The organism is Flavobacterium ginsengisoli (genome assembly GCF_029625315.1).
Taxonomy (GTDB): Bacteria; Bacteroidota; Bacteroidia; order Flavobacteriales; family Flavobacteriaceae; genus Flavobacterium; species Flavobacterium ginsengisoli.
Genome location: NZ_CP121110.1, coordinates 889,361 through 904,380, shown reverse-complemented (window position 1 = coordinate 904,380; position 15,020 = coordinate 889,361). Strand labels below are relative to the sequence as shown.

Sequence of the window (15,020 nt, the reverse complement as noted above, 5' to 3'; positions counted from 1 at the left end):
TATACTATTTTTAAAACATTTATAATTTTAATAAATACCTATTTCAAAAAATCGCATAATAATTATCACAGCAATAAAAACTCCAATGATAATATAATTCACTTTCTGAGGAATTTTTGCCAAACCGTTTAAAAATAACATAAAGGCTAAAAAAAACGCTGTTGTTCTTTGTCGAATTTTGTATAATTCTCGATTATGATAAAATTCATCTTGCGTCATTAATGAATTTCCATTTAAACTAAGCCCGATTACAGTTACATCTTCTTTGCCTTCAGAAAGTTTTTTAAAATCTGATGATTTAATTAATAAATCGACCTTTTGGCCTTGTTTTAAATTTGATACAACATCCTGTTTTTCTTTAGATACACTTGCATTCAAGATATTAAATCGATTCTCAAAGGTTTTTGTCCAAATTTTATAATCAGAAGTACCTCTGCCCTTTGCACTGGCGATATCATTTTTTAGTTCTACTCTAATTTCTTGTAACTCTGTTTTTTTAGATGTCAGATTATAGGATAAACTTAAATACAATATTAAAATTCCTGTAAATATAAAATACCAGTTTAGGTTAGATTTTTGTTTTGCCAATTTTTGTGTTCAAGATTTAGATTTCAGATTGAAGTTGAAAACTTAAATAAGTTTTTTTTCGTTTAAATATAGGAACTATTCTATAATTTGCTCGTTTTAAAAATCAGTATTTTAATTTCTATTGTAAATCAAGAGATAAAGAAATTAAATATGTAACTATGCTTATAAAATAAACTTATTAAAAAATAAAAGCCTGTAATTCTAAGATTTACAGGCTTTATTGTTTTTGTGGGGAGAGCAGGATTCGAACCTGCGAAGTTCACACAGCAGATTTACAGTCTGCCCTCGTTGGCCGCTTGAGTATCTCCCCAAAATTTGAGTGTAAAGCATAAATCATTACATTCAAGAAAATCAAAAAAAAACTCCTTAATTAGTTAAGGAGTTTTGTGGGCGATGAGGGGTTCGAACCCCCGACCCCCTCGGTGTAAACGAGGTGCTCTGAACCAGCTGAGCTAATCGCCCTATTTTACTAGGTTGCTATCGTTTGTGATTGCGAGTGCAAATATACAGCTAGATTTTATATTTCCAAGTCTTTTTTTGAAAAAAGTAAAAAAAAGATCTAATAAAATTTTTAGAATTCTATTTATCAATGAATTAAAAATGAGTAAAAATGTATGTTTTTTAAAATTTAGTTAAAAATTGAATGCCTTGAGACTAAATGAGGATATTCTTTTTGTAATCATTTGCTATAGTTATACCTTTGCGTACCTTAATTGTATATTCAAATGGCAAGATTTCAAGAAAATGATTTACCTAAAGCTAAATTAAACTCTAACTCCCTTCAAAAAGCTCTCCGAATTTTTAAATATGCTAAAAACCATAAATGGAAATTCTTCCTTGGTTTGATATTCTTATTCTTAACAAGTGCCACTGCCCTAGCTTTTCCTAAATTAATGGGAATGTTAGTGGATTGTGTTACCAATAAAGACCTTTCAAAAGCAAATGAAATAGCTCTTGGTTTAATAGCAATTTTAGGACTTCAGGCTATTTTCTCTTTTTTTAGAATTTCATTGTTTGTGAATTTTACCGAAAACTCGCTTTCAAACATTCGTTTTGCTTTATATGAGAATTTGATAAAATTACCAATGTCATTTTATTCGCAAAAACGCGTTGGAGAACTTAATAGTAGGATAAGCGCAGATATTTCGCAATTGCAAGATACATTTAGTACAACTATTGCAGAGTTTTTACGTCAGTTTATTCTAATTATTGGAGGTTTTATAATTTTAGGAAGCATTAGTCCAAAATTAACTTTAATGATGTTAGCAATTGTGCCTGTTGTGGCGGTTGCTGCTGTAATCTTTGGAAGATTCATTCGTAAATACGGAAAAAAAACACAAGATAAAGTTGCTGAAAGTCAAGTTATTGTTGAAGAAACATTACAAGGAATTAGTAATGTAAAAGCATTTGCTAACGAATGGTACGAAATTCAACGCTATAAAAACAAGATTAGAGAAATTGTAAAAATTGCCATTAAAGGTGGTCAATACAGAGGTTATTTTGCTTCATTTATTATTCTTTGCCTTTTCGGATGTGTTGTTGCTGTTGTTTGGTACGGAATTACACTAACGATTAAAGGAGAAGTTGAAGGTGTTGGTGATTTAATTTCGTTTGTATTGTATACTACTTTTATTGGAGCTTCTTTTGGCGGAATTGCAGAAATGTATGCGCAGATCCAAAAAGCAGTTGGTGCAACAGAACGTGTTTTTGAATTATTAGAAGAAACTCCTGAAGAAATTAATGCTAAACCAAGACTTTCTGCAGTTGAAAAAATTAAAGGAAACGTTTCTTTCAATAATGTTGCTTTTAGTTATCCTTCAAGAAAAGAAGTTCAGGTTTTAAAAGATGTTAATTTTACTGCTGAATTCGGACAAAAAATTGCAATCGTAGGACCAAGTGGTGCAGGAAAATCTACTATTTCTTCTCTTTTATTGCGTTTTTATGACATAACTTCTGGACAAATATTAGTTGATGGTAAAAATATTCAGGATTATGATTTAGAAGATCTTCGCGGAAATATGAGTATCGTTCCTCAAGACGTAATTTTATTTGGAGGAACAATTAGAGAAAATATTGCTTACGGAAATCCGAATGCTACTGAAGAAGAGATTATCACAGCGGCAAAACAAGCCAATGCTTATAATTTTGTGGATGGTTTTCCTGAGAAATTCGAAACTTTGGTTGGAGAACGAGGCGTTAAACTTTCTGGAGGTCAGCGTCAGCGTATTGCAATCGCGAGAGCATTGCTTAAAAATCCAAGTATTTTGATTTTGGATGAAGCTACATCGTCTTTAGATAGCGAAAGCGAAAAACTTGTTCAAGAAGCTTTAGAAGTGTTAATGGAAGGAAGAACAAGTATTATTATTGCTCACCGTCTTTCGACAATTAGAAATGCAGATAAAATTCTAGTTCTTGACAACGGAAAAATTTCAGAAGAAGGAACGCACCAAGAATTAATAAACTTAGAAAACGGTATTTATAAAAACTTGAGTAATTTACAGTTTAGTAATTCATAAACAGGATCTAGACTCCGCTCAATTGATAAAAAAAACTCCAATCAAAAAAGATTGGAGTTTTTTTTATCTCTAAACTGAGACAGAAAACAGAAAACTAAAAATTATTTTCCTTTTCTTCTCTTACGTTCTGCTTTAATCATAGATAATTCGCGACTTGTTTGCCCAGCAACCGAAGTGTTTTCTTCTGCACGACGAATTAAGTACGGCATAACATCTTTTACAGGTCCAAATGGTAAGTATTTAGCATCGTTATAACCATTTTCTGCTAAGTTATAACTAATATTATCACTCATTCCATATAATTGTCCAAACCAGATTCTAGAATCATTTTTAGCGATTCCTTTCTCTGCCATCATTTCCATTAATTTGTATGAACTTAATTCATTATGAGTTCCTGCAAAAATGGCCATTTTGTCAATATGCTCTAACATATATTGTACAGCATTGTCATAATTTACGTCTGTAGCTTCTTTAGAAACGCAAATTGGAGAAACATAGCCTTTTTCTTCTGCTCTTTTGTTTTCTTTTTCCATGTAAGCGCCACGAACCAATTTCATTCCGATATAGAAATCTTCAGTTTTTGCAACTTCGTGAATTTTTTTCAAATAATCTAAACGATCCCAACGGTACATTTGTAAAGTGTTAAATACAATTGCTTTTTCTTTATTGTATTTACGCATCATGTCGGTAACCAAATCATCAGCAGCATCCTGCATCCAGCTTTCCTCACCGTCAATTAACAAAGCTACATCTTTTTTATGCGCTTCACTGCAAACTTTATCAAAACGAGCTACTACTCTATCCCATTCTGCTTGTTCTGCAGGGTTAAGAGTTTGTTTTTCTCCTAATTTCTCATATAATTCGAAACGGCCTAAACCAGTTGGTTTAAAAACTGCAAATGGAATTGCCAAACGTTCTTTAGCAAAATCGATTGTTCTTAAAGTCATTTCTAAAGCGGCATCAAACTGCTCTTCTTCTTCTTTTCCTTCAACAGAATAATCTAAAACTGAAGAAACTCCTTTTGTAAACATTTTGTCTACAACAGTAAGACAGTCATTTTCGTTTACACCACCACAAAAATGGTCAAAAACAGTTGCACGAATTAATCCTTCTACTGGTAAATGAGCTTTAATTGCAAAATTAGTTACAGCTGTACCAATTCTTACAAGAGGTTCGCTGTCAATCATTTTGAAAAGGAAATAAGCTCTATCAAGCTCTGTGTCGCTTTTTAGTGAAAACGCAACTTGAGTGTTGTCGAATATCTTTTCCATTAAGTTTTATTTTTTATGCAAATATAGAGAGTGTTTTGAATATTCTTTATCAAACGGCATCAAATTTTTGTATATTGTTAATAAGAATGTCAAAAGCATAAATTTATGAAGTAAATGTTTACTACTTAAAAGAATTTTATCTTAATTTTAAAGAAGCAAACCCGCATTTTACACAAATTAGCCTTAAAGTTTGAATATTATTAAGGTAAAAATGCCTTATTTTGCGCTTTAAATTAACTAAAAGAACTATGCAATCTATTCAAGCCAATAATTATCTCGTGCATTTTAATGAGAATGCTTACGAAGCTTTAAATAAACATTTAAGAGAAAGTAAATATTCTAATATATTTATAATTGTTGATGATCAGACTAATGAATATTGCTTATCTAAATTTATTCCGCTTTTAGAAACTGATTTAGCAATAGAAATCATAGAGTTTGAAGCTGGAGAAGCAAACAAAAATATAGAAACCTGTATTGAGATCTGGAATATCTTGACAGAACTTGGAGCTGATAGAAAATCGCTTATTATTAATTTAGGAGGTGGTGTTGTTACAGACTTAGGCGGTTTTGTTGCTTCTACTTTTAAAAGAGGCGTAGACTTTATTAATATCCCAACTACATTATTATCTATGGTTGATGCTTCTGTTGGAGGAAAAACAGGTGTTGACTTAGGAAATCTTAAAAATCAGATCGGAGTTATCAATGTGCCGCAAATGGTTTTAATTGATACGCAATATCTAGAAACTTTACCTCAAAGCGAAATGCGTTCTGGTTTGGCAGAAATGCTAAAGCACGGTTTAATATACGATGCGCCATATTGGAGACAATTTTCAGATTTAAAATCAATTGTTTTTGATGAATTAGACCAATTGATTTATCGTTCTGTAGAAATTAAGAATGAAATCGTTATTCAAGACCCAACTGAGAAAAATATACGTAAAGCTCTAAACTTCGGACATACGCTAGGGCACGCTATTGAAGGATACTTTCTAGAAAGTGAAGAAAAAACAACTTTACTGCACGGAGAAGCTATTGCTGTTGGAATGATTTTGGAAAGTTATATTTCGCTACAAAAAGGATTAATCTCTGAAGAAGAATATAGAGAAATTAAAGCAGTTATTAAAGATATCTATGACGATGTGATTTTTGAGGAAAAAGACATCGATCCGATCTTAGAATTGTTAATTCACGACAAAAAAAATGAATACGGTTTAATTCAATTTGCATTGATTGAAGGAATCGGAAAAATAAAAATTAACCAATCCGTTGAAAATAAATTGATTCTAGAAGCGTTTGACGATTATAAATCTTAAACTTTTTTTAATCAAAAGCATTGCATTTGGTATATATTATTTTTTACATTTGCCCCATGAAAACAAACAATCAGCAAAGGCACTTTAGCTCTTACAGAAACAGGCTCAACACTTCTTTATTAAGAATGTTGAATCGTTTTTATAATAGTAAAAGCCCATTTTGTTTTGATGTTTTCCAATGTACAAAAGCGGAGCATGAAAAACTGCCTATTATATTTGCCAATATTAGAGTTTGAATTTAAGATTAAGTCCCCAAAAACCTAAAATTAAATAAAATTACAATCTCTAAAATATTGATAAATAAATGAATACAAAATATTCTGATCTAATAAACCAAACATATTACTTTCCGCAAGAGGAATTTAAATTAAACAAAGACAACCTATTGTTTCACAATATCGATTTAATGAAATTGGTTGAACAGTATGGTACGCCATTAAAGTTTACTTATTTGCCTCAGATTTCTGAAAACATCAACAAAGCAAAAGCTTGGTTCAGAAAGTCGATGGAAAAGAATAAATACGACGCAAAATACTATTACTGTTATTGTACAAAAAGCTCTCATTTTGAATACATTATGAATGAAGCTTTCAAGAATAACATTCATATCGAAACGTCATCTGCTTTTGATGTGAATATTGTTGAGAATTTATTAGAAAATGGTAAAATTAACAAAAGTACATATGTAATTTGCAATGGTTTTAAAAGAGACGAGTACATTAATAACATCGCAAGATTAATTAATAACGGACATAAAAATACTATTCCGATTATTGATAATTACGAAGAGTTAGATTTGCTTCAAGCAGAAATTAAAGGAAAATTCAAAATTGGAATCCGTATTGTTGCTGAAGAAGAGCCTAAATTTGAGTTTTATACTTCTAGATTAGGTATTGGTTATAAAAACATAGTTTCTTTCTATAAAAAACAAATTCAGGAGAATGATAAATTAGAGCTTAAAATGCTTCACTTTTTTATCAATACCGGAATAAACGATACATCATATTATTGGAATGAGCTTGTAAAATGTATTAAAGTTTACATTGCTCTTAAAAGAGAATGTCCTACACTAGACGGACTAAACATTGGCGGTGGTTTCCCTATCAAAAACTCACTTGCTTTTGAGTATGATTATCAATATATGATTGATGAAATTATCAATCAAATTAAAATTGCTTGTGATGAAGCTGAAGTTGATGTTCCAAATATTTTTACGGAATTTGGATCATTTACAGTAGGTGAAAGCGGTGGTGCAATCTATCAGATTTTGTATCAAAAACAACAAAATGATAGAGAAAAATGGAATATGATCGACTCATCTTTCATTACCACTTTACCAGATACTTGGGCTATAAATAAACGTTTTATCATGCTGGCTATTAACCGCTGGAATGATACTTACGAGCGGGTACTGTTGGGAGGTCTGACTTGTGATAGTGACGACTATTACAACTCTGAGCAAAACATGAATGCAATTTACCTGCCTAAGTACAGCAAAGAGAAACCATTATACATCGGATTCTTTAATACTGGCGCTTATCAAGAAACAATTGGAGGATACGGCGGTTTACACCACTGTCTGATTCCACAGCCAAAACATATCTTAATTGATCGTGATGAAAATGGAATTCTGGCAACCGAGGTTTTCTCAGAACAACAGACTTCAGACGATGTTTTAAAGATTTTAGGCTACAAAAAAAAGTTATAAAAAACGGTAGATTAAGTGAAAGAAATTTGTTTAAAATTCTTAATTTGCATTAACATCCAAAAAGGTTAAACTTTTTAATTCAAAAAAAAACAAAAAAAATGAAAGGACCAATCAGTCAGTTTATTGAAAAACACTATTTGCATTTTAACTCTGCTTCATTAGTAGATGCTTGCAAAGGCATACGAGCAGACAATTAGCTGATGGTGCTAAGATGCTGGTAAGTATGGCTGGCGCAATGAGTACAGCAGAAATTGGTAAAATTTTTGCCGAAGTAATCAGACAAGACAAAGTGCATATTATTTCATGTACTGGAGCAAACTTAGAAGAAGATATCATGAATTTAGTAGCTCATTCTCACTACGAGAGAGTTCCTAACTACCGTGATTTAACACCAGAAGACGAATGGGCTTTATTGGAAAGAGGACTAAACCGTGTTACGGATACGTGTATTCCTGAGCATGAAGCTTTCCGTCGTTTACAAAAACATATTTACAAAATTTGGAAAGATGCTGACGACAAAGGTGAGCGTTACTTCCCGCACGAATTTATGTATAAAATGTTATTGTCTGGCGTTTTAGAAGAATATTACGAAATTGATCTAAAAGATAGCTGGATGTATGCAGCTGCAGAGAAAAATTTACCTATTATCGTTCCAGGATGGGAAGATAGTACAATGGGTAATATCTTTGCTTCATACGTAATTAAAGGAGATTTAAAAGCATCTACCATGAAATCTGGAATTGAATACATGACTTTCCTTGCGGATTGGTATTCTAAAAACAGTTCAAACGGAATTGGATTCTTCCAAATCGGTGGTGGTATCGCGGGTGACTTCCCTATCTGTGTTGTTCCAATGCTATATCAAGATATGGAAATGCACGATGTTCCATTTTGGAGTTATTTCTGCCAAATCTCAGATTCAACAACTAGTTATGGTTCTTACTCTGGGGCAGTACCAAATGAAAAAATCACTTGGGGTAAATTAGACATCAAAACCCCTAAATTTATTATTGAATCGGATGCTACAATTGTTGCTCCGTTAATTTTTGCATACTTATTAGATTTATAAGATAATTTATGAAAAGAGTTATAGTAGACTACGCTAAACTTACCAACGAAATTTTAAACCTTTTGGTTGAAAAATTTCCTGATGGTTATGATGATTCGGATGTAATCCGTTTTAGAAATGCTAAAAACGAATTGGTCGAAGCTGTTGAAGTTCGTACTGAAGACACTATTTACTTAGTAAAAATTAGTACTAAACTTGCTGACAGAATTGAAAACTACGATGAAGATGACGATTTAGATGTTGATGTAGATGCAATTGCACCAGTTAAAGGTTTGGATCTTGATGATGATATTAGTAACGACGACGATGACGACGATGATGATAATCATGACAAACCAGATACTGACGGTGGTGACGACGATGACGATGATGACGATAAAGCAGACACTGATTATGATGAAGAAGACGAAGATGATGAAGATTAATTCATTTTCTTTTTAATAAATAAAAGGAACTCTATTTGGGGTTCCTTTTTTTATGATACGCACAATAACAAAACTAATTTAAATTTTTATTTTTATAGGATTATTTTTACATTTAAATCTTGAATAAAAATATATGCCTATGACTTCAGAAATTCTACATACCACATTAAAAGAAAATTTTGGTTTCGAAAAATTTAGACCAAATCAAGAAACCATAATTAACACCATATTATCTGGTCAAGATACCTTGGCTATTATGCCAACTGGAGGAGGAAAATCAATATGTTTTCAGCTTCCGGCTCTAATTTTGCCAGGAATTACAGTTGTAATATCGCCTTTGATTGCATTAATGAAAGATCAGGTTGACAGCTTGAAAACCAACGGAATATCTGCTTGTTACATTAATAGTTCTCAATCATCACAAGAACAGCAATATTATATAGACAACTTAAAATCAAATCATTTTAAATTAGTTTATATCGCTCCCGAAAGTCTTTCTTACTTAGATGTGGTTTTCAATGAGTTGAATATTAGTTTAATAGCAATTGATGAAGCGCATTGTATTTCGTCTTGGGGACATGATTTTAGACCTGCTTATACTAATTTAGGATATTTAAAAAGCCGCTTCCCTTCTACTCCAATCTTAGCTTTGACTGCCACGGCTGACAAAGCAACGCGAACAGATATATCTAAACAATTAAATCTTAAGAATCCAAAGACATTTATTGCGTCTTTTGATCGTAAAAATTTAAGTTTAGAAGTTCGTCCAGCTTTGGATCGCGTTAAACAAATAATTGATTTTATTGAAAATAAACCCAATGAGTCTGGAATAATTTATTGCTTAAGTCGTAAAACGACAGAAGAACTTGCCGAAAAATTAAAGAAGAATGGCATCGAAGCAAAAGCCTATCATGCTGGTTTAGATAATGAAACGCGTGCTAAAACTCAAGATCAATTTATAAATGATGACTGTCAAGTAGTTTGCGCTACAATTGCTTTTGGAATGGGAATTGACAAATCGAATGTTCGTTGGGTGATTCATTATAACTTACCAAAAAATATTGAAGGTTATTATCAGGAAATCGGGCGTGCTGGTCGAGATGGTCTTCCTGCAGAAACCGTTTTGTTTGAAAGTTACGCAGATGTAATCCAATTGCAAAAATTTGCTTCCGAAGGATTGAACTCAGATATTCAGCTTGCAAAGTTAGATCGTATGAAGCAATATGCGGATGCTGTAAGCTGTCGCAGAAAAATTCTTTTGTCTTATTTTGGTGAATTGGTTACGGAGAATTGTGGAAACTGCGATATTTGCAAAAATCCGCCAACTTTTTTTGACGGGACGATTCTCGCGCAAAAGGCCTTGTCTGCTATTGTGCGTTTAAAAGAATCTGAACCGTTGGCTGTTATTGTCGATTTCTTGAGAGGCTCGAGAAACGCGTATATTTACGAAAAAAATTATCAAGAGCTGAAAACGTACGGAATTGGCCACGACGTTTCTTGGTACGATTGGAATCAATATCTTATTCAGCTCATCAATTTAGGATATTGCGAAATTGCCTTTCATCAACATAATAAAATTCTGCTTACTTCTTTTGCAAAAAAAGTTCTGTTTGAAGGTGAACAAGTAAAACTGACAACTGTTGTGAAAAAGGTAATTGACAAGAATCAAATAAAAGAAACTAAAGTCAAGACTGAGAAAAACTCGCTTTTTGAAACACTTAGAAAATTGCGCTACGAAATTGCCAAAGAAGAAGAAGTACCTGCTTATGTTATTTTTAGTGATGCTTGCCTTAAGGCAAATGGAAATTCTAAAACCTGTAACAGATGAAGAATTCCTTGCTGTTGAAGGTGTTGGTAAAGTGAAACTCGAAAAATATGGAGATGATTTCATAAAAGCAATAATTGAATTTCAGCGAAACAAATCGGTTGTTAAAAAAGAAAAAAAGATAACACTTATAAAAAAACATTAGAATTATTTCAAGGTGGGCTTTCTGTTGAAGAGATCGCAGGACAACGAAATTTAGGAGAAACTACTATTATTTCTCATTTGGCTAAATTATACATTGATGGAAATGATATCGATTTAAGTCAATTTGTATCTGAAGATGAAATTCTGAAAATTGAAAAAGCAAAAATTGAATTAGAAAATCCGAACGCTTTAAGGCCTTACTACGAATATTTTGAAGAAAAGATGTCTTATGATAAGATTCGATTCGGCTTGGCTTTTTTGGAGAGAAAGAATCAAAAGATATAAAAGAAAGGCTTCGACTCCGCTCAGCCTGACAATGAATAGTGTTTATTGGCGTGTCAGGCTGAGCGGAGTCGAAGCTCTATTTCTAAAAGCAAAAAGCTGTACTTCAATAGTACAGCTTTTTTTATATTCAATTTTTACAAATATCTTTCCTCAAATACTTTCTGATGATGTTTCTGATGTCCAATCATTACAAAACCTAAAGCACGAACAGAAATTGGATTATTAGACGCTGTACCAATTCTCTTCAACTGTTCTTCTGACAAACTTTTGTAAAACAATAAAGTTGAATGTCTTACAGCTGAAAATTCAGTAAGCAAATCTTGAATGCTTCTCTTGTTTGAATCTGTATTGTCTGCATAATCGCTTTCTTCAAAACTTGGTAAAGGCGTTTTATCGTTTCTTGAAAATCGCAAAGCACGATAAGCAAAAATCCTTTCTGTATCAATAACATGCTGGATAATATCTTTGATTGTCCACTTCCCTTCTGCGTAGCGATAATCAAATTTATCCATTGGAATATTTTGCACAAATCGGATAAACTCGTGAAGCGAAATTTCTAATTCTTCAATCAAAATTCCGTCTCCAGCTGCTTTGACGTAGGTTCCAAAATGACCTGAATATTCGTTATCTAATAATTCTGCTCGCTTTCATTTTTTATATTTTAAGCTGAATTTCTACTTGCGTTAGTATTTCCAAATAAAGATCTTGTTACGATTTTCTCATAGACTTTAATTAATTCTTCATCAGGAGTTTGCTCTTTATTTAACTCATTGATTCTCAATAAAGCATATTGTTGAATTGTCAATAAAGGTAAAACTATACGTTCTCTAATTTGAATTGAAGCAATACCATCAGGATAATTTTCCATCAAAGTTTTGTGATCTGCAATTTTTAATAAAAGACGTTTTGTTTCTGAGAACTCGTCATAAATGATCTGCCAGAATTCACCAAATTCAGGATCATTTTTCATATAAGCTGTCAATGGCAGGAAAGATTTTGCTAATGACATCATACTATTTTCTAGCAAAGTCTTGAAGAATAATGAATTGTGATACAAATCGCTTACTTTATCCCACTGACCAGCTTCTTCAAAATGTTTTAAAGCTGAACCAACTCCAAAGAATCCTGGAACGTTTTGTTTTAACTGACTCCATGAACCCACAAACGGAATTGCTCTTAAATCAGCAAAATCTAATGATTCAGATTTGCTTCTTTTTGAAGGACGGCTTCCAATGTTCGTTTTTGAATAATATTTCAGCGTACTCATTTTTTCTAAGTACGGAATAAATTTCGGATGATTTTTGAAGCTTAAATATTTATCATACCCCAAATTAGCTAAATCTGTCAAGATTTGAGTTTCATCTGCAGTCAGTTCATTTTTCTCTTTGCTAAAAACTTGATTAGTAACACCTGCACTTAATAAGTTCTCGATATTATAACGGCAAGAATCTAATGTTCCAAAATTAGAGCTAATTGTCTGACCTTGAACTGTAATCTGAATTTCGTTATTTTCGATTTTTGGTCCAAGAGACGCATAGAATTTATGTGTTTTTCCACCGCCACGAGCCGGAGGTCCACCGCGTCCATCAAAGAAAATAGCTTTAATTCCGTATTCTCTAGAGATTTTTGTCAATGAAATTTTAGCTTGATAAATACTCCAGTTAGCCATTAAATAACCACCATCTTTAGTTCCGTCAGAGAATCCAAGCATGATTGTTTGTTTGTTTCCTCTAGATTTCAAATGTTTGGCATATTCGGGATTGGTATACAACTGTTCCATTATAGAATGCGCATTTTGTAAATCGTCTACAGATTCGAAAAGCGGAATAATATCTACTGTTGGCTTTTCCCAATTATTCAAACGAATCATGGCAAAAGTTTCCATCACATTCAAGGCACTTTCGTTATTACTAATAATATAACGATTTGCTCCTTCTTCGCCATTATTTTGCTGAATGGTTTTAATAGCTTGAACAGATTCTAAAGTATATCTTGTAATTTCACTTTCAAAATCAGCCGGATTTAAATTGCCCTTAACTTTCGATAAAACATCAATTTTTTGATCTTCTGTTAATTCGAAATAATTTTTAGGAAAAATATCTGAACCAGAATTCAGATAGTAATTTACTACATCTTTGAAAACTGCATTATGAATTTTGCTGTTTTGACGAATATCTAAAGTTGCAAAATGAAAACCAAATAAATTGATTTTTACTAAAAGCGCTTCTAATTCATCCAAATATAATGACTGATGTTTCTCAATAATTATAGTTCGGATTTTCTCTAATTGCGTAGATAATTCTTCTAAAGTGATAAAAATATCACCTTTAGAGTAGAATACAGAACGGTAAAGTTTATGTTCAAGTTCTGCTACTAAAGTATCTACTCCTGAGAAAGTTAGCTTACGTTTTAGATTTCTCATTTCTACATAATAACACTTCAAAATTGAAGTTCGCAGACGATCTGCAACTTTAAGCGTAATGTCTGTAGTAACAAAAGGATTTCCATCGCGGTCACCTCCTGGCCAGAAACCAAGTTTGATTAACTGATTTTGAATCGGATTTCCTTCCGCAATATTTTTTTGCAGATAATGTACAATTTCTCCTGCTGTAGCATAAAATACATTTTCTAGGTACCAAATTAAACTTACCGCTTCGTCGTAAGGATTTGGTTTTTCTTTCTGAATAAAAGGAGTTTTTCCTAATTGAGCCAGCAATTGTTTAATCTCCAAAAGATCATTTTTACGAATTGCTTCTGTCAAGTCATTGATAATTCCTAAAACAGGTCCAGGATAAAACTGAGTTGGATGCGCTGTTAAAACGGTACGAACGTTGAAGTTTTCTAAGAATTCAATTAATTCGTCATCTTTTTCTTTGGCATCTGATTTTTCTTTAATGTCACGAAGAGACCCACGCCCTTCCATATTATTTACTTCAGGAAAAGCGAGCATCTTCAATAGCATCAAATAATACAATTTGACGCTCTATATATTGAATAAATCGAAACATAAGGTCGATTTTTTCAGCTTCAGAAGCGTTACTTAAGAATTTATTAGAGAAGAAATCTACAATTTCTTTTGGAGTTTCCTGTTTTTTAAAGCCCGTTTCGCAAGTTTCTGTAAATAAAGGGAGTAAAACTCCTGTGTTATCGATAGAATCAAAGGGTAATGTTATAAAAACACTATTATAAATGTGGTATTTTGAGAGAACGTCTTGATTAAAACGCTCAATTTTTGGCAACGTATACATAATCGTGTTATAGTTGGTTGGTTAATTAGTCATAAAAAAACCCCAAGAATAAACTTGAGGTTATATTTTAATATAGCATTCAAGAGAAATTCTTACATATTTTTGAAAATAGTATGCATCAAACGCTTCTTATCGTTAATACTTTCCTCTAATGAAATCATAGTTTCTGTTCTGTAAACACCATCAATATCGTCGATCATGAAGATAACTTCTTTCGCGTGTTTAGTGTCTTTTGCTCTAATTTTGCAAAAGATGTTGAATTTTCCTGTAGTTACAGAAGCTACAGTTACGAATGGAATTTGATTGATTCTCTCCAATACAAATTTAGTTTGAGATGTATTGTTAAGGAAAACCCCAACATAAGCAATAAATGAATAACCTAATTTATCGTAATCCAAGGCTAATGAAGATCCCATGATAATACCGGCATCCTCCATCTTTTTAACTCTAACGTGTACTGTACCAGCAGAAATCAATAGTTTTTTTGCAATGTCAGTAAACGGAACTCTCGTATTGTCTATTAACATATCTAAAATCTGGTGATCTACTTCATCTAAACGAAATTTACTCATAATTGTTTAATTAATATTACTAATTGCTATTACAAAGTATAAAATTATATATA

At 32.2% G+C, this 15,020-nt stretch carries 8 protein-coding genes, 2 tRNA genes and 3 pseudogenes; 6 read left to right on the top strand and 7 right to left on the bottom strand.

The window, feature by feature from the left end; translation table 11 throughout:
* Positions 1 to 27 precede the first annotated feature (27 nt).
* The 3 genes from P5P87_RS03960 to P5P87_RS03950 form a co-directional block, all read right to left on the bottom strand.
* Positions 28 to 588, bottom strand: coding sequence for a hypothetical protein (locus P5P87_RS03960; RefSeq protein ID WP_278021639.1), 561 nt, complete (start codon positions 586 to 588; stop codon positions 28 to 30).
* Between the two features lie 229 nt (positions 589 to 817).
* Positions 818 to 898, bottom strand: a tRNA-Tyr gene (locus P5P87_RS03955).
* Between the two features lie 77 nt (positions 899 to 975).
* A tRNA-Val gene (locus P5P87_RS03950) sits at positions 976 to 1,050 on the bottom strand.
* Positions 1,051 to 1,313: 263 nt separating this feature from the next.
* On the opposite strand from P5P87_RS03950, the gene P5P87_RS03945 reads away from it, so the two are divergent.
* Positions 1,314 to 3,104, top strand: a complete 1,791-nt coding sequence (locus P5P87_RS03945; protein WP_278021638.1) for an ABC transporter ATP-binding protein — start codon at positions 1,314 to 1,316, stop codon at positions 3,102 to 3,104.
* Positions 3,105 to 3,205: 101 nt separating this feature from the next.
* Here the strand turns inward: P5P87_RS03945 and P5P87_RS03940 are convergent, their stop codons facing one another.
* Positions 3,206 to 4,375, bottom strand: coding sequence for a proline dehydrogenase family protein (locus tag P5P87_RS03940; RefSeq protein WP_278021637.1), 1,170 nt, complete (start codon positions 4,373 to 4,375; stop codon positions 3,206 to 3,208).
* A 248-nt stretch (positions 4,376 to 4,623) separates the two neighbouring features.
* Here P5P87_RS03940 and aroB point away from each other — a divergent pair, with 248 nt between their 5' ends.
* The 5 genes and pseudogenes from aroB to recQ all read left to right on the top strand — a co-directional run bounded on the left by aroB (position 4,624) and on the right by recQ (position 11,147).
* Positions 4,624 to 5,691 carry a 3-dehydroquinate synthase gene (gene aroB / locus P5P87_RS03935; RefSeq protein WP_198855621.1) on the top strand — a complete coding sequence of 356 codons (1,068 nt, stop codon included), beginning with the start codon at positions 4,624 to 4,626 and terminating at the stop codon, positions 5,689 to 5,691.
* A 304-nt stretch (positions 5,692 to 5,995) separates the two neighbouring features.
* Positions 5,996 to 7,399, top strand: coding sequence for a type III PLP-dependent enzyme domain-containing protein (locus P5P87_RS03930; protein WP_278021636.1), 1,404 nt, complete (start codon positions 5,996 to 5,998; stop codon positions 7,397 to 7,399).
* A gap of 98 nt (positions 7,400 to 7,497) precedes the next feature.
* Positions 7,498 to 8,468: pseudogene (locus P5P87_RS03925) on the top strand (deoxyhypusine synthase family protein).
* Positions 8,469 to 8,476: 8 nt separating this feature from the next.
* On the top strand, positions 8,477 to 8,893 hold the full coding sequence (locus P5P87_RS03920; protein ID WP_198855618.1) for a DNA primase: 417 nt from the start codon (positions 8,477 to 8,479) through the stop codon (positions 8,891 to 8,893).
* A 139-nt stretch (positions 8,894 to 9,032) separates the two neighbouring features.
* Positions 9,033 to 11,147: pseudogene (recQ, locus tag P5P87_RS03915) on the top strand (DNA helicase RecQ).
* A 134-nt stretch (positions 11,148 to 11,281) separates the two neighbouring features.
* On the opposite strand, the gene P5P87_RS03910 reads toward recQ, so the two are convergent.
* From P5P87_RS03910 to P5P87_RS03900, 3 genes and pseudogenes are all read right to left on the bottom strand, one after another.
* Positions 11,282 to 11,719, bottom strand: a complete 438-nt coding sequence (locus P5P87_RS03910) for a DinB family protein (protein WP_278021635.1) — start codon at positions 11,717 to 11,719, stop codon at positions 11,282 to 11,284.
* A gap of 89 nt (positions 11,720 to 11,808) precedes the next feature.
* Positions 11,809 to 14,395: pseudogene (locus tag P5P87_RS03905) on the bottom strand (phosphoenolpyruvate carboxylase).
* A gap of 92 nt (positions 14,396 to 14,487) precedes the next feature.
* Complete coding sequence (locus P5P87_RS03900) at positions 14,488 to 14,967, bottom strand: Lrp/AsnC family transcriptional regulator (protein WP_008468989.1); 480 nt, start codon at positions 14,965 to 14,967, stop codon at positions 14,488 to 14,490.
* Between the last annotated feature and the right edge of the window lie 53 nt (positions 14,968 to 15,020).